Source organism: Dactylosporangium sp. NPDC000521 (assembly GCF_042898305.1).
GTDB lineage: Bacteria > Actinomycetota > Actinomycetes > Mycobacteriales > Micromonosporaceae > Dactylosporangium.
The window spans coordinates 27,676-49,194 of record NZ_JBIAYW010000001.1 but is presented as its reverse complement, the minus strand read 5'-3'; the positions used below and the strand labels follow the sequence as shown (position 1 = coordinate 49,194).

Sequence of the window (21,519 nt, the reverse complement as noted above, 5' to 3'; positions counted from 1 at the left end):
CCCAAGCGATCTGACCCGCCGACCCCGGATCAGAGTTCAACGCGTCCAACGATCCCGCAACGCGACAGCGCCCGGCCGGGTCCGGCGTCGTGCTCAGCCGTGCAGCCCGTGCAGCACCTGCCGGCACGCCTCAGCACACCGCAGCGTCGCCTGTGAGCACATCCGGCAGTGCTCGTGATGGTGGGCGTGCCTGGCACACAGCTCGGCGCTGTGCTCACAGGCCAGCACACACGCCTCCAGCTGCGCGCTCAGCAGCGCGGCGTCACTGCCACGGCTGAGCACACGGCGGGTCGCTGCCACCACGTCCGCGCAGTTCAGATCCCGCACGATCGCATCCTGCAGCACCCGCACGTCGTCCTCGCCGACCATCGCGGCCGCGCACGCGGTGACCGCCTCCTCGCACTCCCCTATCGCGTCGATCGCCGCCGCCAACCGCTCACTGCTCACCTGCGGCCGGAAACTCACCGCGACCGTGTCAAGCAACTCCCTGGTCTGCGACATGACAATCCCCCCGACGTCAGGTACAGCGACCGCACGCACCTACCACGAAACCGCCCCTCGAAACCTGCCCCCGGGTTCGGGGCGTTCACGCATGCGGCCGGGGTGGGTTCCTGACGATCGCCACGGTTGCACCGAGCCTCGATTACTCCGATCAAGATTGGAGCCCGGAAGGGCGTCGTCATGCGACGGGCGCTGTTGACCCTGGCTGATGCCGCGGGCGCCGGCCTCGGAGGATAGCCAGATCACCGGTTACGGGTGACCGGCTGGCGGTGACGGCGCGTAACGGCAACGCCGCCGCTACGCGACCGCCGAGCGTCCGGATCTGTTTGATATGCAGGTGATCGTGAGGCTCCTCTTGGTGGGCACGCAGTATCCGGCGCCGACGCGCCCGGCCGGTAAACGCCTCGATCGTGAGGTTGAGGACCGTTAGCGTTGGCGAGGTGACCGGGACGCTGCTGTTCATCGTCGGGCCGCCGGCCGTGGGGAAGATGACCGTGGGCGAGCAGATCGCCGCCCGGACCGGCCTGCGGCTGTTCCACAACCACATGGCGATTGAGCCGGTGCTTCGGTTCTTCCCGTTCGGTAGTCCGCCGTTCGGGCGGCTGGTTGACCGGTTCCGTCGCGACCTGATCGAAGAGGTGGCGGCCAGCGATCTGCCCGGACTGATCTTCACCCTTGTCTGGGCGTTCGACCTTCCCCACGATGAGGTGGCAGTGGATGGCTTCGCGGAGCCGTTCAGACGGCGCGGCGGCCGGGTCCTCTTCCTGGAGCTCGAGGCCAGTCAGGAGGAACGGCTCCGGCGGAATCGCGGCGCGTCACGCATGGCGGAGAAGCCGTCCAAGCGGGATGTCGCCTTCTCGGAGCGCAACCTGCTCGAACTGGATCAACAGTACCGCCTCGGCTCGGGAGGCCGGTTCGACAACCGTACCGACTACCTGCGCATCGACAACACCAGGCGCAGTCCCGCTGACGTGGCCGACATGACCATCACGCATTTCGGCATCGCTGCGCAGCCGTGCTCGCAGGGCGGCCGGACACAGGACTGAACGAAGGTGCCGCAGCTTCCTGTTCTGCCCACGAGTCGAGTCGACCGGAAGTCAATCAAGGCAAGGTGATCTTTACATCCGGACATGCCGCGAAGCGCTCGCCACGGTCGGCATGGTGACCAATGACCGCCAAGCTGGTGACCTGCGGCTTCACCGCCGTCCGTGCCCAGACCTGCCGCCCAACTGCGCAATGGGGTACTCGGCCTAGTGGTCGCAATCGGGGGTCCTGATTCCGGTTCCACCAGCCGATCGATGGTACTGGTGGAACGATGGAAGGCGTGGAGACTGCGACAACTGCTATGCCTGCTACCTCGCCGCTTGCCGGCGAGCCGATTGAGCGTGCCGATGCTGAGCGGCTCGCGGGAGTACTGAAGGCATTCGCCGATCCGGCCCGGCTGCAACTGCTGAGTCTGATCCAGTCCGCTCCGGATGGCGAGGCCTCCGTGAGTGACCTCACCGCGCCGCTTGGTCTATCCCAGCCGACCGTGAGTCATCACCTTCGGATTCTCACCGAGGCCGGCCTGCTCGAGCGCGACAAGCGCGGCGTCTGGGCGTACTACCGCTTGGTGCCGTCCGCGATCGCGGCGATCGCCGACCTGTTGACGCCGCCTCGCAAGCGGGCGACGAGGAGGGCCCGCTGAGCGGCACTGTCGAAGGCCACGAGCGCGCCAAGCAAAGCGCGCCGATCCATCAATTCTCTTGATCAGGTGCGCTCAAGTAGCCGCGAGGTGCTTGCTACCCGGCGTGACGGCGCCCAGGTTGGCAGATAGGCGAATCCGCCGATGAGCGCGCTCGATGCGTTGTTGATCAGCGTGGAGACGCAATTTTCGGTGGTGGTGCAGAGAGCCGTGTCTCGTCCCGCCTGATGCTGATCGGATCAGGCTCCGGATGGGCCGGCTGACTGACCGTATTTCTGCCGCAGCTTAGCCAGGTGTTCTGGTGTGTCGATCCACTCCTCGACGAAGCCGCAGTTCAGACAGATATACCGGGAGACCGGGACGGCCCCGAAGGTCGTGAGCCCGACAAGGATGTTGTTGCCCGCCCCGTAGGCGCCCACCGCTCCAGGGACACGAGCGACGCTCGACGCGTGGCACTTAGGACACACGTGGGTGTACTTCATGATCCGATCATCGCTGATGACCGCATCCGTCTCCAATGGCCTCCTCCAACCTGGCCTTGATCGGATGTGCACATCTGCCGCTTGGGGCGCTCGGCCGTGTGTGCCTGCCTGTCACCGTCGGTCGGCACCCGCGAGGAACCTGATCCCGGCCGGGACTGCCGCCGGGACCGGCAGCGGCGGGTAGGGCACGGCGGCTGGGAGGACGCCGGTGACGACCAGACGATGCACCGCAGCGCGCTCACGACCGTGACGGTGAAGCTGGCCTCGATGTAGCGCAGCGGGCCTCGACGCGGCAACCATCATTGCCACCGCCGCCGCCGGCTGCGCCGTCAGCCGCGCGTAGCGTGCCAGGATTTCAGGATGCACATCGATGCGATCGTGGCCGGGCTGGCCGGGAACCCGGCGCTGCCGCCGGAACTGTTCCTCAGGCTGGTGCGCTACCGACGAGGGCTCGGCGAGGTGGCGAGGCGGGCGGACCTGACCAGCGACGCGATCGACGCCATCATCGCCACGGACGACCATCGGCTGCTGCACTCGCTGGCGCTCAACCGACACTTGCCTGACACGGTCCGGTTGCGGCTCGCCGGGCATCCCGACGGCGCGGTACGGGCCGCCCTGGTCGTGTCGGGGCGCGGCACGCCGCGGGAGCTGTACCTCCGGCTGGTCGACGACCCGGACAAGCGGGTTCGCGAGTACCTCGCCCAGCACGACGACGTGCCGGCGGATGTTCGCGGCCGGCTGGCCCACGACCCCGATCCGGACGTCCGGGCCACGCTGGCGCAGTGGTGGACGGACGCGCCCGAGGAGATGCGGCGGAGCCTGCTGACCGACCCGGTCGACGCGGTGCGGGGAGCGGCCTGCTCCACGTATTTCCGCCGGCTTCCCCACCCCGTCCCGCCCGCCGACCTCGTCGCCGGGCTGCTCGAAGACCCGGTGACCCGGGCCAGCGCCGTCCGGCACGCGGACCTGACCTCGGCGATCGCGCGGCGGCTGGCCGATGACCCGGACGGCAGTGTCCGCGAGGCCCTCGCCGGGCATCCGCGGCTGCCCGCGGACGTGCGGGACCGGCTCGGCGACGATCGGGAACCGGGGGTGCGGATCGCCGTCTTCGCCTGGCAGGACACCCCCGAGCCGCTGCGGCGCCGGATCCACGAGCAGGTGCTGGGCTTGAGGTACGAGATGGAACTGTGGATGCTCGAACTGCCGTGGGTCACCGCCGACCCGCTGCCGCACGTCGACTCGCCGTACCCCTGTTTCCGTGCCGCCGCCGCGGCTGCCGGCGCGTCGCTGCCCGCGCACGTCGTACACCGGCTGCTGCACGACGACGACAGCACGGTCCGCACGGCCATGGCCTTCCAGGCCCCGCACCTCGTCGACCCGGTGACCGCCGAGCGCATCGACCGCGACTACCGTCCGGTCAAACGAACCGGGGACCGTCCCGCCGACTGGCTCACGTTCCCGCAGGCGACGCTCCGCCGGCTCGCGACCGACCCGGATCCGCGGATGCGCCAGCTCGCGCCGCGCGACCCCGACCTGCCACCGGCTCTGGCGGCGCGACTGGCGGCCGATCCCGAGCCGGTGGTCCGCGGCTCGGTCGCCGGGCATCCGCGGCTGCCGGCGGCGACGCTGATCAGCCTGCTGGCGGACCAGAGCGCGTGGGTCGCGCAGGCGGCGGCCGGATCACCGGCCTTGTCGCCGGCCGAGATGGACCGCCTCCTCATCGCCGCCGGCCTCTGACCCGGTGAACCGGACCCAGCGGCAGGTCCAGGCCTCTGGGATCTGGTCGGCATCGTAGGGTTGGCCGTGCACATGCCCGGTTATCTCGACGGTTTCCATCCGTCGCTGACGACGTCGCCGCTGGTTGACGCAGACGGCTGGGTTGAGGATGACCTGTTCTGGCCGGCCTTCCTGCTGCGCGTCGGGATGGCGACCGCGGCGCCGAGCGCCTTCAATGCCGACCTGGCTGACCTTGACGCGTACCTGGACCGCTTCGACGATCCAGACCGTTGGCCGGTGTTCGCTGCGTCGGTCGGCGGCGGAACCCTGTACCTGGTCGTGCGGAACTTCCCCGGTGACATGGGCGAGGTGTGGCTCACCGATGACGACGTCGTCGAATCCTCGGTCCGGCCTGCGCAGCGCGTCGAGCAGTCGCTTGGCGGCGGGCCGTCGCTCCCACGGGTCCCGCAATCATCCGACTCGGCCGCCGCCGACGGCGGGCCGCCCTCTCCCGGCAACCGCTGCCGGGCGGCGGCGCAGGCCGGCCGGGCGGAGTCCCGCTGTGTCGGAGTCCGGTCTTCGGGGAGCGGTTGATCATTCGACATCGACGACGGCTGCGCCGATGTCCACCGCCAAGGCCCGGCTTCCGGCCAGGAGACCGCCGTCCACGGGCAGATCGATCCCGTTGATCCACGACGCACGGTCGCTCGCCAGGAACGCGACGGCCTCGGCGACGTCGTCCATGGTGCCGACCCGTCCCATCGGGTACCAGGAGACCGCTCTCTCCAGGGTGTGTGGGTCGGCCGCGAGCCGCTCGGCCCAGACCGGGGTGGCGATCGTGCCGGGCGACACCGAGTTGACGCGCACGCCGTACGGGCCGTATTGGACGGCCAGTCCGCGGGTGAGGTTGATCAGCCCGGCCTTGGCCGCGCTGTAGGCGTCGTTACCGAAATACCGATGGCCGTTGACCGACGCCACGTTGACCACGGCTCCCCGCCTGGCCGCGCGCATGCCTGGCAGAACCGCCTGGCACATGCGGAACGTCCCGCCGAGTACGACGTCCAGGTCGATCGACCAGACCGATTCGGGTACGGATTCGAACTCGATGTTGGAGCAGACCGCGGCGTTGTTGACGAGAATGTCCAAAGGACCGTGGCGCGAGGTGACCGAGTCGATCGCCGACCGGACAGACTCCTCCGAGCGCACGTCGAGGTGGACCGCCTCGGCGCCGTCGATCCTGTCCGCGACGGCGCGCGCCGCGTCCAGGTCGACGTCGGTCACGATCACTGCGGCGCCCTCGGCGTGCAGGACGCGGGCGATCACCGCCCCGATGCCCCCGCCGGCACCCGTGATCAGCGCGCACCGCGGCGGAGCCGCGTCCCGAGGACCAGACGACATGGATCTCCCTTTCTCGGTGGCTCGGCTACTTGAGTGCGCCGGCCGTCAGTCCCTTGGTGATCTGCTTCTGGAGTACGGCGAATCCGAGCAGTACAGGGGTGACCGTGATCATCATTCCGGCGAACAGCGTGGCCCAGTTGGTGCCGTAGTCGGCCGCCTGGCCGAGCTGGAACAGCCCGAGCGGCAGCGTCATTTTCTCGGGTGAGTGAATCAGCAGCAGCGCGTAGAAGAACTCGTTCCAGTTCTGCAGGAAACTGATGATGGCGACCGACGCCAGTCCCGGCCCGGTGAGCGGCAGTATCATCGAGATGAATGTGCGGGTCGGGCCCGCCCCGTCGATCGCCGCCGCCTCCTCCAGTTCGTACGGCAGCGTCTTCATGAAGCCGACCAGGACGAAGACGTTGAACGGCAGGTTGTAGGTGGTGTAGACGAGGATCAGCCCGAGTTGGCTGTCGAGCAGGCCGAGATCCTGCATGATCAGGTAGAGCGGTGCGAAGGTGACCATCCACGGGATCATCAGCCCGAGCAGGAAGGTGCTGAGCACCAGGTTGCTGAATTTGAAGCTGATCCGAGCCAGTGGATAGGCGGCGAACACGGCGAGGACGACGCCGAGCAGCGTCGAGGCGACGCTGACGACCACACTGTTGCCGAAGAACAGCCCGATGTTCGCGCGATCCCATGCGTTGGCGTAGTTCTCCCAGCGCCACCCGGCGGCGATCTGCCAGGGGGGCGAGGAGATGAACTCGGCGTTGGTCTTCATCGACACGTTGAAGACCCAGGCATACGCGCTGATCGAGGAGAGCGCGACCGCGCCGAGCAGCAGATAGAAGAACAGGTGGTGCGGGCGGAAGCGGGTGCGGGGCCGGAACGAGGCACTCCGCCGCCGCGGCGTGGCGGTCCCGGGCAGGTCAGTACTGGAGGTCATCGCGCTTCATCACCTTGTTGAGGAGCATGGCCACCGCCAGCATCATTATCACGAGCACGACGGCGATGGCCGCCGAGTAGCCGAAGTCGGCCCGGTCGAAGGCGACGCGATACATCAGGGTACCGACGGTGTCGGTCGAGCCGAAGGGACCGCCCCCGGTCATGATGTAGACGAAGGCGAAGGTCTGCAGGCTCTGGACCACCCACAAGACGGTGAGCATCCGCATGAGGTCGCTCATCATCGGCAGCATGACGCTCCGGAACACCCGCCACTCGCCGGCACCGTCGATGCGCGCGGCCTCCAGGATTTCGACGGGCAGTCGCTCGAAGCCCGAGCACAGCAGAACGATCCAGATGCCGATGCCGTGCCACACGGACACGAACGTCACAGCGGCAAGCGCCGTCGCGGGGTCGCCGAGCCAGGTCTTGGCCAATGCGCCGAGTCCCATGGACTTGAGCGCGGGATTGATCAGACCGAGAGTGGGGTGGTAGAGGAACTTCCACATCATCGAGACAACGGCGACGGACAGCACCACCGGGGCGAACACCACGAACCGGAAGAAGCGTTCGCCGTGGATGCGCTGCGAGAGCGCCCAGGCGATCGCCATGGCGGGCGGGAAGAGCATGCAGCTGCCGATGAGCGTGATCAGGAATGTGTTCTTGAGCGAGTTGAAGAAGTCTGGATCCCGTGCCAGCAGGCGGTACTGATCAATCCCGACGAACCGCATCGTTCCCGTACGGGTGAACTCGTTCAACGACAGGTCCACCGTTTTGATCAACGGGTACAGGAAGAAGACCCCCAGCAGCGCGAGCGCGGGCATCAGGAAGGGAATGATGATGCGTCGCTGTGCCGCCTTGTGCATGTGACCTCCCGATTCGTGCACCGCCACGGGGCGCCGGCACGGAGTTCCGGCTTGGGGCTTCGGTGTGCGAGCGGAGCCCCGTGGCGGGTTCGGTTGACAAGGTTCAGTTGCCGTAGACCCGGCGCAGTCCCTTGTCGATGTTGTCGAGAGTCTGCTGCGCGTCCTGCTTGCCGAACAGGAGCTTGGCGATCTCGGGGTAGACGATGTCCTTGGCCTTGGATTGCAGCAGGCCGTAGTAGCTCGCCTGAAGCCGGTCGGCCTTGGCCACGACGTCGGAGATGCCCGGCAGGCCGGGCGGGCTCGGCACGCCCTTCACACCGGAGACCTCGCCGATCTCGGTTGCCCTGCGGGTCTGGGTCTCCACGCCGGTGACCCGGTGAATCCAAGCCAGCGAGAGCGGGATGTTCTTGCTCTTGGCCGACACCGACATCAGCTGGGCGGTGGCGAGCATGCTCGCCTGGTCGCCGGTCCCGCCGGTCACGGTCGGGAACTGCAGGACGCCCAACTCGAAGCCCTTGGGGATCACGTCGGCCATCTCGCTCACGAGCCAGCTACCCATCAGGATCATGCCGGCCTTGCCCTGGAAGAACTGGGCCTGAGCCGCGGTGAAGTCGGTGCCCTCGAACCCTTTGAGGAAGGCTTTCCGGTCGCGGAGGCCCTGGAGCATCTGCAGCCCCTTGAGGAACCCGGGGTCGCCGGTGATGCGCCCCTTGCCTTCGGTGAGGACGTCGTGGACCTTGTCGTATCCGACGGTGCGCAGCCAGATGTTGTCGCTCCACATGCCCATGTAGGGCTCGAACAGGCCGGTGACCGCGATCGGGTCGACCCCGGCGGCCGTGAGCCTGTCCGCGGCCGCGGTCAGGTCGTCCCAGGTGGCGGGCGGTGTGATGCCGTGTTGCTTGAAGAGTCCCGCGTTGTAGAACAGCACCTGCATGGACAACTCGGAGGGGACGCCGTAGATCTTCTTGGTCGTGGGGTGCTGCATGAACTGCATGACCGCGGGGCTGAACTGGTCCAGCCAGGGCTTGCCGGTCGCCGCGTCGACCTGGTCCAGGTAGGGCTTGAGGTCCAGCAGCGCGCCGCTGTCGGCCCACTCCAGCAGCGCGGGATTGGTGCCGTCGAACATCGTGTAGTCGACGTCGAGCCCGTCTCCCGCGCGCCACCGCTGTTCCAGGGCCGGACGCGCCTTCGTGTTGGCGAAGGTCATCTTCAGCTGTGCGCCGGGGTGGTCCTTCTCAACCCCGGCCGCGACCTGCTCCAGGAACTTCAGCGAGGGGGTGCCGGCGGCGGGAAGCACGCCGACCTCGATCGGCCCGCCCTTGATGTTCTGCTGCCAGCTCGTGGGGTCCGGTGCTTCCGACTGGCCCGTGCCCTTTCCGTTGCCGCACGCCACCAGAGACAGGCAGGAAACGAGGACCAATCCTGTGAGTAATTTATGCGGAAACTTCACTGGAACCTCCATTCTCGGCGTTATCAGGGCAATGCTTCAGTTCCGCCTCGACAGATCCGGCAACAGATCCGCGAACTCCCGGAGGAAAACCTCGATCCGGCGAAGCTCCTCGGCGTCGAGCACGTGGGCCGGCTTGCGGCAGTACGGGCTGTCGATGAGGCCCCGGCGGAACGAGATCTGCTTTTCCGCGGCGATGATGAGCTCGGTGTCGAGCATCCAGTAGGAGATGTAGGGCAGCAGCCGCCGGTGCAGGTCTTCGCCACCCTCCTCGTCGCCCGAGCTGAGCCGGTGCCAGATCTCGACGTAGATCTCGGTGAACGAGCATCCGGGCTGGCTACCGACCGCGCCGCGCCGCCAGGCGTCGGGCAGTTGCACGCCTGCGTAGCCCTCGAGCGAGGTCACCGGCGGGTCAAGAGCCGCCAGTTCGCCGATGAGCCGCCCGGGCGGGCTGGACTCCACTTTGACCAGCCGGAGATTCGGGTGCGTGCGGACCAGGCTCGCGATGGTAGCCGCGTCGAGGCTGGCCCCCGTCTCGGCCGGGGCGTACTGCAGCACCACCGGCGTCGGGGCCACCGCGTCCAGGACCGCCGCCACGTGTTCGACCTGAGCCTGGCGCGGGGGCTGGAGAAAGTGCGGTGCCAGCAGGTTGATCAGGTCTGCTCCGGCAGCCACAACCTCGAGGGCCCTCGCCACGGCCATCCGGGTCGTGTGGTCCTGCACCGCGATGATCGCCGCGAGGTCCTCCCGGTGGGCGGTCCGCCGCAGGAGAATCCCCGTCAGCTGGCGGCGCTCCTCCTCGGTGAGCTTGTAGAACTCCGAGGCGAAGCCGGGGAACATCACGCTCGTCACGCCCGTGCCAAGGACATGGTCAACGACCCGGCCGAATCCCTCGAAGTCGACGTCTCCGGCATCGGTGAACGGAACCTCGAGCACAGGCGAGATCCCCCGAACCAGGTCCGAGGCATCCCCGCTACCGCCACGGACGGGGGAGGCACTCGTCTGGATGTTCATTCGCCCTCCAAGCCGATCTTTCGAAATATCGAAAACATTTTCTTATTTATGAACGATAGATCCCAAGGCCCAGGTTGGGCAAGAGGCTTGCGGCGGAGGAACCGGATGTCAGCCGTGGGACGCGCGCAGCAGGCGCATGATCGTGCCGCCGAGCACGTCGCGTCGCGCGTCGTCGTCGATCGGCCAGTCGAGCACTCGGCGCAGCTCGGAACGCGGCACCGTGTAGGGCGCGTCGGTCGAGAAGATCAGCCGCGACGGGCCGATGTCCTGATCCCGTCCGAGCTCGACCAGGACGGTGTCCCAGGGCGCATAGCTCGTGTCGCCGTAGAGGTTCGGCGCATAGTGCAACGCCGGCGCCGCGTCGATCCAGAAGTCGGTGGCGCCGCTGCGGCCCATCACGAACGGCGTCTCCGGCCAGCGCCTGGCGAGGCTCGCCAGGGGCAGCGGCAGCGCACTCGGCGGAGTACCGGTACGCACATAGACGGGCCACCCCGCCTCGGTGGCGAACTCCAGCAGCGGATCAATGAGCCCGTCGAGAAGGTCGAAGCCCTGCAGCACACTGTCCACATTGAGCGCGCGGGCACCGGCGTCCCTGGCCCGGTCGAGCTCGTCCAGAGCAGCCCGTGCGCGCCATGGATTGGCCACCGCGTACGCGATCAGCCGCCCCCGCGACGCGGCCGCCGCAGCGGCGACGCGTTCGTTGCCTTCCCTGTTGTCGTAGGCGATGCAGCGTTCGTCCGGTGCCACCAACGCCACGTCGATACCCAATGAGTCCATCGTGGCGATCAACTGATCGGCGTCGAGGCTGACCTCCCGGCCCCGCCCCAGGCGTACATGCGCGTCAACGATCAACGGGCCTCCCCACGGTCAGGCCGAGCGCGCCGAGCGCGTCAGCATGGATGATCTGCTCGATGAGCTCGGTCGGCACGCGCGGCAACGCCGTACCCTCCAGGATCTTGTTGACGCCCCGCAGGCCCCCCATCGCCTCGGCGGTATTGGCGATCGGGAAGTCCGAACCGAGCAGTAGCTTGTTCGTGCACCCCCACTCGACCGCGGCGAGCAGGGACTCGTAACAGACCCACGGTCGCAGGTAGATGGACGACACATCGGCGTACACATGAGGGTGTTTACGGATCGTCGCGACGGTTTCCTTGCCCCACGGGTGACCCATGTGGGCCATGACGATCCGCAGTTCGGGGAAGCGGAGCGCGACCTCGTCGGTCACCAGCGGGTAGGTGTAGCGCAGCGGCGCCGCGCGGATCGGCGACGCTCCCTGATGGAAGAGGATGGGCAGCGCGTTGCGCTCGCAGTACTCGTAGAACGTCAGGGCGGGCTTCCCGAGCGGGTCGAAGTTCTGGTAGTTGGGGCCGAGCTTGACGCCGACGAGCCCCATCTCACGACATCGTTCGGCCTCATCGATGCAGTCAGGGGACGTGGGGTCGACGGACATGAACCCGATACGGCGGACAGGGTCGTTCGCCACGAACTCCGCGGTCGCGTCGTTGGTGCGGTCCGGATCGTGTGGTATGCCGGTCGCGGCGGCCGGATCGGCGACCGCGATGTTGAAAACGATCGTGACATCCGCGGCGGACATGGCGCGATCGAAGTCGGCCCAGCTGTTCGTGGTCACGACGGGACGGTCGGTACGCCAGGAGGTGAAGACGCAGGCCTCTTCGGCGGGCACCGTGTCCCGGTGGGTAGGGGTGTGCGCATGGACATCGACGATCATCGGAATTCCTTCATCAAGTCCGCTCGTGGCCGGACGCCAAGCCCGGGTGTGTCGCTGAGCCTCACGCGACGGCCGTCGCTGTCCAGCGACTCGTCGAGAATGTCCTCGGCGTAGTAGTGCGCGCCGATGATGTCGGAGGGGAACTCCCGGGACAGTGCCGGGAGCGCGCAGGCGACGTGGAGCTGCGCGGCGGCGCCGATCCCCAGCTCACCGTTGGAGCCGAGAAGCGTGTCGATCCCGAAGGACGAAGCCAGTTGCCCCATCGCGACGGCACGTCCGGGGCCGCCGCTCTTGCCTACGTAGAGGCTGACGCAGTCGGCTGCCTCCGCTCGGATGAGCGCGGCCAGATCCGCCTGGCCGAAGACGGACTCGTCGGCGACGACCGGTAGCCCGAGACTGCGCAGCTGCCGCATACCGTCCAGATCGGCCGGCGCGACCGGCTGTTCGACGAACGAGACATCCTGCTCCGCCAGCGCGGGGATCGCCCGCGCCGCTTGGCTGCGTGTCCACCCTCCGTTGGCGTCGGCGCCGAGGAACGCCGCCGGACCCGCGAGCGTACGGGCCCGGGCAACGCGAGCGACGTCGCCCGCGACGCCGAGCCCCACCTTGACCTTGAACGCGTGGAACCCGGCCGCCGTCGCGGCCCGGAAGACCGAGTCCAATGCCGCCCCGTCGCCGGACAGGGAGAGCTTGATCGGGACCTCGTCGCGGTACGGGCCGCCGAGGGCCACGGCAAGCGGGACGTCGAGGGTCCGGGCGTACGCGTCCCACAGTGCTGTCGACACGCCCGCTTTGGTGAACGGGTTGCCCGCGAGCAGCCGGTCCATCAGGATCTCCAGGCCGCCGACCGGGGCGAGCGGCCGACCGACCAGGGCGGGGGCCAGGATCTCACGGATGAAGTGGGCGGCGCTGACGCCGTCCTCACCGCTCCACAGTGGCGTCGCGCTGACCTCGCCGTACCCTTCGATACCAGCGCTGGTCACCACGCGTACAAGAAGAAAGTCTGACCGGGCGTGGGTGCCCCTGGCGCCGGTGACGACCAGGTCCGGATGCACCTGGAGGCTGACGGCCGCAGTGTGGACCGCGGTGACGGTGGGCCTCACCGCCCTGCCGCCAGCAGTGCGCGGGGGTTGTCGACCAGCATCGCGCGGCGCTGGTCGTCGGTGATTCCCCATCCGTCGATCTCGGCGACCCGGGCCACCGCGTAGTCCTGGCTCTTGCGGTCCGACAGACCGGCGTCGGTGCCGAACAGGACCTTGTGCGAGGGCGCCCGGGTGAGGATCTCGCGCGCGGCGTAGGGCGGCGTACCGCAGATACAGATGTAGAGGTTCGGAGTTTCGATGGTGAGGGCGAGCGCCTCTCGCCAGGTGTCGTGGAGGCCGCCGTGCCCCAGGACGACCGGCACCGCAGGGTGCCGCCGGGCCAGGGCCGCGATCTGACCGCCGGTGGAGTAGGGCGGTGTACCGTCGTGGCTGAGCAGGATGCCGCCGCTCTGGGCGAGGACCTCGCAGATCGGATCGAGCGCCAACTCGTGCATGCTGAAGCCTTGCAGCCAGGGATGCAGCTTGAGACCGCGCAGCCCGAGCCGGTTGAGCATCCGGTCGACCTCTTCGGCGGCGTCCGCGCGGCGCGGATGCACAGTCCCGAAGCCCACGAGCCGGTGCGGATACCGCCCGACGAAGGCCGCCAAGTCGTCATTGGCCTCGGCAGTGGCGTCGAAGAGGCCGTCGTGGCTCAGAACCAGCGCCTGCTCGATGCCGGCCGAGTCCATGAAGGCCACGAACTCGTCCGCGCCGAACTGGACCCCTCCCAGCCAGCTGGCAGTACGCCAAGCGGGAGTGTGCGTGTGGAAGTCGATCATAGAACGCTCGCAAGCTCTACCAGACGGTCCGCCGTCCGGCCGACGATGCCCTCCAGCCGCCGCTTGCCGTCGCTGGCCTCGGCAAGCTCTGGACAGTCGGTGAAGCCGTCGATCCGGCGCCAGACGATCTCCGAGTGCAGGTCCACGCCGTGAACGGCCAAGGTCTCCGGCACCTGTGCCCGACGTTCGCGCGGGCCGACCAGATCCGGCCGGATGGCCATGACCATCGAGGTCTCGAACTCCCCGGCGTGTCCTGGGACGGGCGGCTCGCCCTCGGTGCCGGCGAGCCGCCAATAGTCCAGATGCGCGAGGGACAGACCGAATCGGGTCGCGGCCGCCGCGGCGGCCGCGTGGCAGACGCCGACGTTGCCGCCGTGGCCGTTGAGCAGGACCGTCCGCTGCCCGCCCTGCGCCGCGATCGAGCGGAGCAGGTCGCAGATCAGGGCGAGCAGCGTCTCCGGTGACAACGAGAGCGTCCCGCCGAACGCCAGGTGGTGGTCCGACGCCCCGAACGCGACCGTGGGCGCGACGATCAGCGACCTGCCGCTGCGGCCCGCCGCCGCAGTCGCAGCACTGTCGGCGACCGCTTCGGCGATCAGAGCATCCGTCGCGGTCGGCAGGTGCGGACCATGCTGCTCGGTCGCACCCACGGGAATGATGACAACGGCCTCAGGCAGGTGCCGTTTCAGCTGGTCGCGGTCCAACTCGGACCACCGCAGAGCCACCGACGCCATCCGCAACCCTTCGATATATCGAATTTATTTCCGGCAGATCGAATCTTAGAATCGGCGTAGCTCCGACGGCAATACCGTCACCGGACATCCGAGCCGCTGGGAGATCAGAACGCCGAGGCGTACGACACCTCGTGAGGCGCTGTCCCGCCTGTCCCCGACGAGGTCACGAGCGAAGCCGGTCACCCCGACCGCCCCGGCGATACGGCCCTCGGCGTCGAAGCACGGCGCGGCGACGCAGGAGATCTCGGCCTGCTCCTCTTCCTCCTCGATGGCGTAGCCGTCCACGCGCACCTTCTCCAGCAGTCCCTTGAACACCTCCGGGCTGGACTCCCGGGCCTGCGGCCCTTGCCCCGCCCGCAGATGCGGCAGCAGCGCGGCGAGTTCATCGTCTGGCAGGTATGCGGCGATGGCGCGGCCCAGTGCGGTCAGGTCGAAGGGCGCGACCTTGCCCGGGTAGGTGTCGAACTGGATGAAACCCGGGGTCGCGGCCTTGGCCACGTAGACCACCGAAGCACCGTCGAGGACTCCGATGTGGACGGGCATGCCCAACTCCTCGCCGAGCGCCCGCATCTCGGAGGTCGCGATCTGCGACAGGTCGACCTTGCGCACCAACTGGCAGGCCAGGCTGTAGAGGCGCAGCGTGGGGCGCCAGAAATGACTGCGCCCGATCACCCGGCGGGTGGCGTACCCGCGGTGTTCCAGGGTGTAGACGATGCTCGCGCACGTCGCCAGCGGTATCCGGGTCGACTTCGCCAGCGCCGTCAGCGTGAGACCCTCCTCGGCCAGCACCAAATGCTCGAGAACGGTCAGCGTGCGGTCCACGCCCGGGGACGCCGGGCGATCCACCTCACTGCCACCATCAGACATCGGCCAGTCCTACCTTTCCGCTCGTCGGTTCCTGCTGGCGTTGGTGGTGACCCACCGGAACGTGGCCCGGGCCCCAGGTCCGATAATCTGAGATTTCGATGATACCTTCACTATATCGAAGGGTTCGGAACCTGTGAACACTGACCAGGGGAAGCCAGAGACAGTCATCTCCGGAGTCGTAGCCATCATCCGCCTTCGCGAAAGCGAACCCGATGACGCCATCGCGACCGCCCTGCGGGACGGCGGCGTCGACATCATGGAGGTGACCCTGCCGACACCCGGGGCGCTCGACGCCATCCGCCGCTGGAGCACGGAAGCGGGCGTTCTCGTCGGGGCGGGGACCGTCCGCACAGCCTCCGACGCCCATGCGGCCATCATCGCGGGAGCCCGATTCCTGGTAACCCCCACGACTGCGACAGATGTCCTCGACGTGGCCGGCGCTGCGGGCATACCGGTGGCATGCGGCGCGCTCACCCCGACGGAGATCGAACTGGCCTGGCACCGGGGCGCCGCTGTGGTCAAGGTCTTTCCCGCCTCCGCCCTGGGCGGAGCCGGCTACCTGCGGGCTGTTCGGGAACCACTCCACGATGTGCCCCTGCTGCCGACCGGAGGCGTGAGCCTCGAAGACATCAACTCGTACGCACAGATGGGGTGCGTCGGCGCCGGCATCGGTGGCGCGCTTGTCTCGGCCGACCTTGTCGCGGATCGCCGCTGGGCGACGTTGACGGAGCGCGCAGGTGCTTTCGTCTCGGCGTGGAATGAAGGGCTGGTGCGCCGAAATGCCTGACGTCCTGACACTCGGCGAGATCATGGTCTGCCTGCGTGCTGACGGTCCGGTCAAGCTCGGGGGAACCGCCCGGATGAGTGTCGCGGGCGCAGAGGCCAACGTCGCCATCGGCCTGGCCCGGCTCGGGCACGACGTCGCGTTCGTCGGCGCTGTCGGGCCTGACCAGTTCGGCGAGCTCGCACGGCGTACGCTCCGGGCGGAAGGGGTGGGCGTACAGGCACTCCGGACCGACCCGGCACCAACGGGAATCGTGGTCTTCGAACAGCGCGTTGCCGGAGTGACCCGTGTGGACTACCACCGGACCGGCTCGGCCGGCAGCAGGCTCTCCATCTCCGATGTGGAGAACGCGTACGCGGCGCTGCCGGCTCCCCCGCGGATCCTGCACATCACCGGGGTGACCCCGGCTCTCGGCGAGGGCCCGGCGCTGGCCGTGCGCGCCGCGGTACGCCTGGCCAAGGCCGCCGGGGCGCGAGTCTGTCTGGACGTGAACCACCGCAGCCGCCTCTGGTCCGAGGACGTCGCCCGCCGGATGCTGGGCGAGCTGTCCGCCGAAGCTGACCTCGTCGTCGCCTCCGAGGACGAGCTCGCACTCGCCACGAGCGGCGACACCGAGGTCAGCAGAGCGCGATCGCTGCTCGCCGGAGGGGCGACCGAGGTCGTCGTCAAGCGCGGGGCGGCCGGCGCTACGGCGTTCACGGCCGAAGGGGCGATCAGCCACCCGGCGAAGCCTGTCACCGCCGTCGACACCATCGGCGCCGGTGACGCTTTCGTCGCCGGATACCTCTCCGGCATCGTGGACGGCCTGCCAGTGGCGGAACGCCTTGCGCGAGCGATCACCACAGGGGCCTTCGCGGTCGCGGGCCACGGCGACTGGGAGGGACTGCCGACCCGCGCGGAGCTGTCCATACTCGATCTTCCGGACGGAACGGCGGTCCGTTGACCTCCACCCGCCACTGAGGCGGAAACCTCGGGGCGCGGCGGGGGCCTTGGTTGCCGCCGCCACCTGGGCGATTCCATACCGCCCATCCGGCGCGGACTGATGATCGTCTCCGCGCATTGCCCCTTGCCTTTTCCTGGGTGCCGATGCCACAGTGTTCAATTATCGATACTTCGTAGATATATTCGAAATATCGAAACTAACTCCCTTGCTGCCACGTCCGAGGAGGCCGCGCACGTGAGAGGACCTTCCAGGCGCCAACTACTCCTGATGACCGGCGGAGCCGTCGCCGGAGGCGCATTGGCCGCCGCCAACCCCCTGACCACCCAGCCCAGCGCGTACGCCGACACGGTGGTGCCGACGCCGCTGGCCGCGGGCGACCCGGAACCCACCATCGAACGCGCCAAGCGTTGGTGGCTCCCCCAGCGCAACGTGTGGACGCCGATCGGCTGGAAGGGACACCTTTTCCGGTTCAACTGCGTTTACAACGGAGCCCTCATCTGTGACCCGAGCTGGGTCCTGGCGGCCAAGCCCAACACCGAGCAATATCGCGGGAAGAACTTCCAGACGACCGTCGTCATGCCCATGCGAGGCGGGGGTTTCCGCGACTTCCCGGCCTTCACGCGCGAAATCTGGGACGCCGACCTCGGCTACGGCAGGCAGGGCTGGGTAGAAGACAGTGACGCGCCCGTCCTGTGGACCGAGCATCGGCGCCACGAGGGTCTCGTCATCCGGCAGAGCGTGTTCGCTCACGTGCCCGGCAACGGCCCCGTCCAGACGGCCGTCGAACCGATCTACGCGTGGACCCGCTTCGAGGTCGTCTACGTCGATCCGCGGATCGCGCCCAAGGACTTCACGTTCCAGCTGTGGCTCAGCGGCGCGTACATGAAGCCCAACGGCCCCTATCAGGACCAGAGCGGCGTACCGCTCACGGTGTTCCCCGAGACTGCCCCGATCGCCGGCGGGCTGACGATGCAACGGGTGTGGAACCCGAGCGGCAAACCGATCACGGTGCCGATCACCGACGCGGGCGGCAACGTCCGGGTCATGGTCACCACCGCGGACCAGGGCTCGATCGCCATGACCCAGAACCCCAAGGTCAACGGCGTCTACGACCTGCGGCTCGGCCTGCCCGTGACGGTCGGCGCCCATGTCGACGTGCTGATCCCGATGCTCCCCCAGCCGCTCTCCGCGGCCAAGGCCGAGGCGGCGACAGGTCGCGACGCGGCACTCGCCCAGTGCCAGCAGTTCTGGAAGGAGCGCGCCAACACCGTCGCCACGGTCGACACCCCGGAGAACTACATCAACCAGGTGATGCGCCGCGGTCCGCAGCTCGCCCAGGTGGTCGCCGAGAAGAGCCCCGACACCGGTCTGTTCACCTTCCTGTCCGGCTCGTACGCGTACGACGTCCTATGGAGTACGCCGACCTCCATGGTCAGCCACATGTTCCTGGACCGGCTCGGCTACCACGACGTCGTGGAGCAGCACATCGAGATCTACGCGGCCACCCAGGGGACACGGACCCCGCCCGGGGCCGCTTTCGCCGGCGGCTCCTACCCCGGTTACCTGTCCACCCCGAAGACGCTGCAGGCCATCGACTGGATGAGTGACCACGGCGCGATCCTGGAGATCCTGGCTGTGCACGCCCTGCTGACCGACCGCGAGGCGTTCATCGACAAATGGCTCGACGCCATCGTGAAGGCATGCGACTTCATCGTGCAAGCCTGCGCACTCACCAATCACAATGGCGTCAAGGGGCTGATGCCTCCCGGCCACTCCACGGACGAGGGCGTCGAAACCCAGGGCTTCATCAGTCAGTGCTTCACGTACAAAGGACTCGCATCCGCCGTCGAACTCCTGCGGCGACTCGAGCACCCCCGGGCGGCGGAGTTCGCCGCGTTCGCCGGCACCTTCCGCGCCACCTTCGTCCGAGCCGTACGCGACCTGGCAGACCGATCACAGAAGTGGACCGATGCCGAGGGCAGGCAGTGGCCGGTGTTCCGGCCGCAGTTCGCGGGCGAGGGTGTCTGGGACGCCTTCACGATGCTCGACACCGGTGCGCTGATGTCGGTCTGGGCCGGACTGATGCCGGCGTCCGACCCGTTGATGAAGTCGTTCGTCGAGTTCTTCCGCGTGGGGCCGAACCAGCGGCTGTTCGACCCGGCACACCACAACGCGTTGTACCCCGCCGTCCTCGACCACGAACAGTCCTCCAGCGAGCCCTGCTACAGCTGGAACATGTTCCACAGCTGGCAGCTGGGAGACCGGGCGCGTTTCATCGAAGGTCTGTACGGCCTGCTCACGGGCGGCCTCTCGCAGGACACCTTCATCTCCAGCGAGCACCGGAACGCGATCTACGGCAACCTTTTCTCCTACCCCATCATCACCTGGTCGCTCCTTCACTCGGTCATTGACGACAGCCTCGCCGCCGGCGAGCTGAAGCTGCTCCGGCTCTGCCCGCTGGAGTGGCTCTCCGCACAGCAGCAGACCCGCTTCGAGAAGGTCGCGACCAGGTTCGGCCCGGTGACGCTGCGCATGCGGCTGAACAGCCGGCGCGACACCCTCGATGTGGAGTTCCAGGGCGATTGGCACCACAGACCCGAGCGCGTCACGGTGTCGAGTCCGCCGCTACCCGGCCTGAAGTGGATCACCGTCAACGGGAGGAAATACCGCACCGAGCGGGAGGTTGTGCTCTGATGACAACAGCAGTTCGCGTGACCACGGTGGGCACTGCCCTGACCATGGCCGTTTTCACCGTTCTCACCGTTCTTGCCGTCACGCCGGCGGCGCAGGCGAGCCCGGGCGACGGCCGGCCTGACCACACCGCGATCGGCAAGTCCGCCAAAACCCCGAGCAAGATGAAGTCCAAGAAGTGGGACACAAGGGCCATCAGATCCAAAAAGGCCACTACGAGTTCCGCCCAGGCCGCCGCTGCCGCCCCCATGACGGCGACCGCCGATGTCACCGGGGACGGCCGTGCCGACCTGGTCGCCCAAGTCCCCAGCGCCGACGCGGGATCGTTGCGCGTGTACGCCAACAACGGGGCGACCACGTCCAACCCGTGGCAGCCGACCTACGTGGCGACCTCCCCGCAGTGGGCGTACGCCGACATCCTGCTGCTCGCCGACGTCACCGGGGACAGCCGCACCGACGTCATCGCACGCGATCCCGCCACGAATGGCGGCACCCTGTGGATCTACCCCAATGACGGTTCGACCTCGGCCAATCCGTGGCCGGAACAGCGCCGGTACGCCGCCGGCACCGGCTGGAACAGCGTCGACAAGATCCTGGTAGGGGACGTCACGGGCGACAAGCGCCCCGACCTCGTGGCGCGAAACCGCTCCGTCGACGGCGGCACCCTGTATGTCTACCCGAACAACGGCTCGGTGGCGTCGAATCCGTGGACCCAGGCGCCGATCTGGTCCGGCACCGGCTGGAATCTCGCTCAGGCGATCATGCTCGGCGACGTCACCGGCGATGGCCGCCTCGACATCGTCGCCCGCGACGGCAACGGTGCCGTCCTCGTCTACCCCCACAACGGCTCGACATCAACAAATTTCTGGACCTCGATCGTCTACGGCAGCACAGGCGGATGGAGCAATTCCGGCCAACTGATCCTGGCCGACGTCACCGGCGACGGGCACCCGGATCTGATCGCGCGGGACACCACCGGCGCGCTGTGGGTCCACTTCTGGCTCAGCCCCACGACGGGCGCCATGTGGTCCGCGACGACGCGCTTCGCGGCGGGCAGTGGCTTCGCGTACGCCGCCGAGGTCCTGACCGGCGACGTCAACGGCGACGGCAAGCCCGAACTGGTGGCCAGGGTGGCCCGCGGCGGCGACCTCTGGCTCCTGCCGAACAACAAGGCTGCCACCGGCAATCCGTGGCCCTCCCGGATCAGCGCCGGGACCGACTGGGGCTTCGCCTCCCAGGTCTTCCTCGGCGACGTCAACGGCGACAGCCTCCTGGACCTGATCGCGCTCGACAGGAGTGCCTCGAACGGCACCTTGTGGATCTACCTGAACAACGGTTCCACCACCGGTCCACGGTGGACTTCGCGATACATCGCCGGAACCGGCTGGAACATCTTCGACTACCTGATGGTCGGGGACGTCACCGGCGAAGGCCTCGCCGACATCGTCGGGCGGTTCCCCAACGGCGACCTCTACGCGTACCCCGGCAACGGTTCCGCAACCGCGTTCCCCTGGGAACCGCGCATGTGGGTCGGCAGCAACTGGCAGACAGCCACCCGGCTCGCCCTGGGTGACGTGGACCGCGACGGTATCGCCGACCTCATCGACCTGGAGAACGACGGATCGCTGTGGGTCTTCCCGACGGGCGCGTCGACCGATCCGATCGTGGTCCCTGGCAACTGGTCCGGAACACGGTGGCTCGACGTCGGCTACGTGACCGGAAACCCGGGACCGGACCTCGTCGTGAGTGACGCCTCCGGCAAGCTGTCGATCTACACCAACAACGGTGCGACCACGGGCAACCGGTGGTCCGGCACTCCCAGACCGGGCGGCGACGGCTACCAGGACGCGATCTCCCTGGTGCTCTAGCGCTCTGGTGACG

22 protein-coding genes are annotated in these 21,519 nt (G+C 68.1%); 9 read left to right on the top strand and 13 right to left on the bottom strand.

Features of this window, described 5'->3' with window-relative positions; translation table 11 throughout:
- Nucleotides 1–93: 93 nt before the first annotated feature.
- Entirely contained in the window at nucleotides 94–432 is a 339-nt protein-coding gene (locus ACFY3L_RS00230; RefSeq protein WP_389316690.1) for a four-helix bundle copper-binding protein, read from the bottom strand.
- A 509-nt stretch (nucleotides 433–941) separates the two neighbouring features.
- On the opposite strand from ACFY3L_RS00230, the gene ACFY3L_RS00225 reads away from it, so the two are divergent.
- The gene (locus ACFY3L_RS00225; RefSeq protein WP_389316687.1) at nucleotides 942–1,547 is read left to right on the top strand and encodes an AAA family ATPase; all 606 of its coding nucleotides are present in this window, start codon (nucleotides 942–944) and stop codon (nucleotides 1,545–1,547) included.
- Between the two features lie 299 nt (nucleotides 1,548–1,846).
- On the top strand, nucleotides 1,847–2,188 hold the full coding sequence (locus tag ACFY3L_RS00220; protein ID WP_389319111.1) for an ArsR/SmtB family transcription factor: 342 nt from the start codon (nucleotides 1,847–1,849) through the stop codon (nucleotides 2,186–2,188).
- Between the two features lie 236 nt (nucleotides 2,189–2,424).
- On the opposite strand, the gene ACFY3L_RS00215 is transcribed toward ACFY3L_RS00220, so the two are convergent.
- Nucleotides 2,425–2,667 carry a hypothetical protein gene (locus ACFY3L_RS00215; RefSeq protein WP_389316684.1) on the bottom strand — a complete coding sequence of 81 codons (243 nt, stop codon included), beginning with the start codon at nucleotides 2,665–2,667 and terminating at the stop codon, nucleotides 2,425–2,427.
- A gap of 81 nt (nucleotides 2,668–2,748) precedes the next feature.
- On the opposite strand from ACFY3L_RS00215, the gene ACFY3L_RS00210 reads away from it, so the two are divergent.
- The 3 genes from ACFY3L_RS00210 (at nucleotide 2,749) to ACFY3L_RS00200 (ending at nucleotide 4,977) form a co-directional block, all read left to right on the top strand.
- Nucleotides 2,749–2,940 carry a hypothetical protein gene (locus tag ACFY3L_RS00210; RefSeq protein WP_389316682.1) on the top strand — a complete coding sequence of 64 codons (192 nt, stop codon included), beginning with the start codon at nucleotides 2,749–2,751 and terminating at the stop codon, nucleotides 2,938–2,940.
- Nucleotides 2,941–3,027: 87 nt separating this feature from the next.
- A complete protein-coding gene (locus tag ACFY3L_RS00205; RefSeq protein ID WP_389316679.1) occupies nucleotides 3,028–4,404 on the top strand; it encodes a hypothetical protein in 1,377 nt (458 codons plus the stop codon).
- 72 nt (nucleotides 4,405–4,476) lie between these two features.
- Entirely contained in the window at nucleotides 4,477–4,977 is a 501-nt protein-coding gene (locus tag ACFY3L_RS00200; protein ID WP_389316676.1) for a hypothetical protein, read from the top strand.
- Here ACFY3L_RS00200 and ACFY3L_RS00195 read toward each other — a convergent pair whose 3' ends face one another.
- The 11 genes from ACFY3L_RS00195 to ACFY3L_RS00145 form a co-directional block, all read right to left on the bottom strand.
- Nucleotides 4,978–5,781, bottom strand: a complete 804-nt coding sequence (locus ACFY3L_RS00195; protein ID WP_389316673.1) for an SDR family NAD(P)-dependent oxidoreductase — start codon at nucleotides 5,779–5,781, stop codon at nucleotides 4,978–4,980.
- Nucleotides 5,782–5,806: 25 nt separating this feature from the next.
- Complete coding sequence (locus ACFY3L_RS00190; protein WP_389316671.1) at nucleotides 5,807–6,706, bottom strand: carbohydrate ABC transporter permease; 900 nt, start codon at nucleotides 6,704–6,706, stop codon at nucleotides 5,807–5,809.
- Nucleotides 6,690–7,568: a carbohydrate ABC transporter permease gene (locus ACFY3L_RS00185; RefSeq protein ID WP_389316668.1), complete on the bottom strand. Its 879-nt coding sequence runs from the start codon at nucleotides 7,566–7,568 to the stop codon at nucleotides 6,690–6,692. Before ACFY3L_RS00185 ends, ACFY3L_RS00190 begins: the two co-directional genes overlap by 17 nt.
- Before the next feature lie 103 nt (nucleotides 7,569–7,671).
- The gene (locus ACFY3L_RS00180) at nucleotides 7,672–9,030 is read right to left on the bottom strand and encodes an ABC transporter substrate-binding protein (protein WP_389316666.1); all 1,359 of its coding nucleotides are present in this window, start codon (nucleotides 9,028–9,030) and stop codon (nucleotides 7,672–7,674) included.
- A gap of 24 nt (nucleotides 9,031–9,054) precedes the next feature.
- The gene (locus ACFY3L_RS00175) at nucleotides 9,055–10,029 is read right to left on the bottom strand and encodes a dihydrodipicolinate synthase family protein (RefSeq protein ID WP_389316663.1); all 975 of its coding nucleotides are present in this window, start codon (nucleotides 10,027–10,029) and stop codon (nucleotides 9,055–9,057) included.
- 108 nt (nucleotides 10,030–10,137) lie between these two features.
- On the bottom strand, nucleotides 10,138–10,881 hold the full coding sequence (locus tag ACFY3L_RS00170; RefSeq protein WP_389316660.1) for an amidohydrolase family protein: 744 nt from the start codon (nucleotides 10,879–10,881) through the stop codon (nucleotides 10,138–10,140).
- Nucleotides 10,871–11,758 carry an amidohydrolase family protein gene (locus tag ACFY3L_RS00165; RefSeq protein ID WP_389316657.1) on the bottom strand — a complete coding sequence of 296 codons (888 nt, stop codon included), beginning with the start codon at nucleotides 11,756–11,758 and terminating at the stop codon, nucleotides 10,871–10,873. Before ACFY3L_RS00165 ends, ACFY3L_RS00170 begins: the two co-directional genes overlap by 11 nt.
- Nucleotides 11,755–12,933, bottom strand: a complete 1,179-nt coding sequence (locus ACFY3L_RS00160) for a mandelate racemase/muconate lactonizing enzyme family protein (protein ID WP_389316654.1) — start codon at nucleotides 12,931–12,933, stop codon at nucleotides 11,755–11,757. Before ACFY3L_RS00160 ends, ACFY3L_RS00165 begins: the two co-directional genes overlap by 4 nt.
- The gene (locus ACFY3L_RS00155; RefSeq protein ID WP_389316652.1) at nucleotides 12,858–13,619 is read right to left on the bottom strand and encodes an amidohydrolase family protein; all 762 of its coding nucleotides are present in this window, start codon (nucleotides 13,617–13,619) and stop codon (nucleotides 12,858–12,860) included. The genes ACFY3L_RS00160 and ACFY3L_RS00155 overlap by 76 nt, the downstream gene beginning before the upstream one ends.
- Nucleotides 13,616–14,353 (bottom strand): creatininase family protein, encoded by a 738-nt coding sequence (locus tag ACFY3L_RS00150; protein ID WP_389316649.1) that lies wholly within the window; start codon nucleotides 14,351–14,353, stop codon nucleotides 13,616–13,618. The genes ACFY3L_RS00155 and ACFY3L_RS00150 overlap by 4 nt, the downstream gene beginning before the upstream one ends.
- A gap of 45 nt (nucleotides 14,354–14,398) precedes the next feature.
- The gene (locus ACFY3L_RS00145; RefSeq protein ID WP_389316647.1) at nucleotides 14,399–15,220 is read right to left on the bottom strand and encodes an IclR family transcriptional regulator; all 822 of its coding nucleotides are present in this window, start codon (nucleotides 15,218–15,220) and stop codon (nucleotides 14,399–14,401) included.
- 133 nt (nucleotides 15,221–15,353) lie between these two features.
- On the opposite strand from ACFY3L_RS00145, the gene ACFY3L_RS00140 reads away from it, so the two are divergent.
- The 4 genes from ACFY3L_RS00140 (at nucleotide 15,354) to ACFY3L_RS00125 (ending at nucleotide 21,506) form a co-directional block, all read left to right on the top strand.
- Complete coding sequence (locus ACFY3L_RS00140) at nucleotides 15,354–16,007, top strand: bifunctional 4-hydroxy-2-oxoglutarate aldolase/2-dehydro-3-deoxy-phosphogluconate aldolase (protein ID WP_389316645.1); 654 nt, start codon at nucleotides 15,354–15,356, stop codon at nucleotides 16,005–16,007.
- Nucleotides 16,000–16,947, top strand: coding sequence for a sugar kinase (locus ACFY3L_RS00135; protein WP_389316642.1), 948 nt, complete (start codon nucleotides 16,000–16,002; stop codon nucleotides 16,945–16,947). Before ACFY3L_RS00140 ends, ACFY3L_RS00135 begins: the two co-directional genes overlap by 8 nt.
- A 99-nt stretch (nucleotides 16,948–17,046) precedes the next feature.
- Nucleotides 17,047–19,641 carry a hypothetical protein gene (locus tag ACFY3L_RS00130; protein ID WP_389316639.1) on the top strand — a complete coding sequence of 865 codons (2,595 nt, stop codon included), beginning with the start codon at nucleotides 17,047–17,049 and terminating at the stop codon, nucleotides 19,639–19,641.
- Nucleotides 19,641–21,506: an FG-GAP repeat domain-containing protein gene (locus ACFY3L_RS00125; protein ID WP_389316636.1), complete on the top strand. Its 1,866-nt coding sequence runs from the start codon at nucleotides 19,641–19,643 to the stop codon at nucleotides 21,504–21,506. The genes ACFY3L_RS00130 and ACFY3L_RS00125 overlap by 1 nt, the downstream gene beginning before the upstream one ends.
- The last annotated feature ends 13 nt before the right edge of the window (nucleotides 21,507–21,519 follow it).

Coding starts and splice junctions, on each gene's coding strand:
- ACFY3L_RS00195 (WP_389316673.1), bottom strand. CDS start 5,781: ATGTCGTCTGGTCCTCGGGACGCGGCTCCGCCGCGGTGCGCGCTGATC.
- ACFY3L_RS00150 (WP_389316649.1), bottom strand. CDS start 14,353: ATGGCGTCGGTGGCTCTGCGGTGGTCCGAGTTGGACCGCGACCAGCTG.
- ACFY3L_RS00205 (WP_389316679.1), top strand. CDS start 3,028: ATGCACATCGATGCGATCGTGGCCGGGCTGGCCGGGAACCCGGCGCTG.
- ACFY3L_RS00130 (WP_389316639.1), top strand. CDS start 17,047: ATGATCGTCTCCGCGCATTGCCCCTTGCCTTTTCCTGGGTGCCGATGC.
- ACFY3L_RS00165 (WP_389316657.1), bottom strand. CDS start 11,758: ATGATCGTCGATGTCCATGCGCACACCCCTACCCACCGGGACACGGTG.
- ACFY3L_RS00160 (WP_389316654.1), bottom strand. CDS start 12,933: ATGGGGAATCACCGACGACCAGCGCCGCGCGATGCTGGTCGACAACCC.
- ACFY3L_RS00215 (WP_389316684.1), bottom strand. CDS start 2,667: ATGAAGTACACCCACGTGTGTCCTAAGTGCCACGCGTCGAGCGTCGCT.
- ACFY3L_RS00135 (WP_389316642.1), top strand. CDS start 16,000: ATGCCTGACGTCCTGACACTCGGCGAGATCATGGTCTGCCTGCGTGCT.
- ACFY3L_RS00190 (WP_389316671.1), bottom strand. CDS start 6,706: ATGACCTCCAGTACTGACCTGCCCGGGACCGCCACGCCGCGGCGGCGG.
- ACFY3L_RS00145 (WP_389316647.1), bottom strand. CDS start 15,220: ATGTCTGATGGTGGCAGTGAGGTGGATCGCCCGGCGTCCCCGGGCGTG.
- ACFY3L_RS00220 (WP_389319111.1), top strand. CDS start 1,847: ATGCCTGCTACCTCGCCGCTTGCCGGCGAGCCGATTGAGCGTGCCGAT.
- ACFY3L_RS00180 (WP_389316666.1), bottom strand. CDS start 9,030: ATGGAGGTTCCAGTGAAGTTTCCGCATAAATTACTCACAGGATTGGTC.
- ACFY3L_RS00175 (WP_389316663.1), bottom strand. CDS start 10,029: ATGAACATCCAGACGAGTGCCTCCCCCGTCCGTGGCGGTAGCGGGGAT.
- ACFY3L_RS00200 (WP_389316676.1), top strand. CDS start 4,477: ATGCCCGGTTATCTCGACGGTTTCCATCCGTCGCTGACGACGTCGCCG.
- ACFY3L_RS00155 (WP_389316652.1), bottom strand. CDS start 13,619: ATGATCGACTTCCACACGCACACTCCCGCTTGGCGTACTGCCAGCTGG.
- ACFY3L_RS00125 (WP_389316636.1), top strand. CDS start 19,641: ATGACAACAGCAGTTCGCGTGACCACGGTGGGCACTGCCCTGACCATG.
- ACFY3L_RS00185 (WP_389316668.1), bottom strand. CDS start 7,568: ATGCACAAGGCGGCACAGCGACGCATCATCATTCCCTTCCTGATGCCC.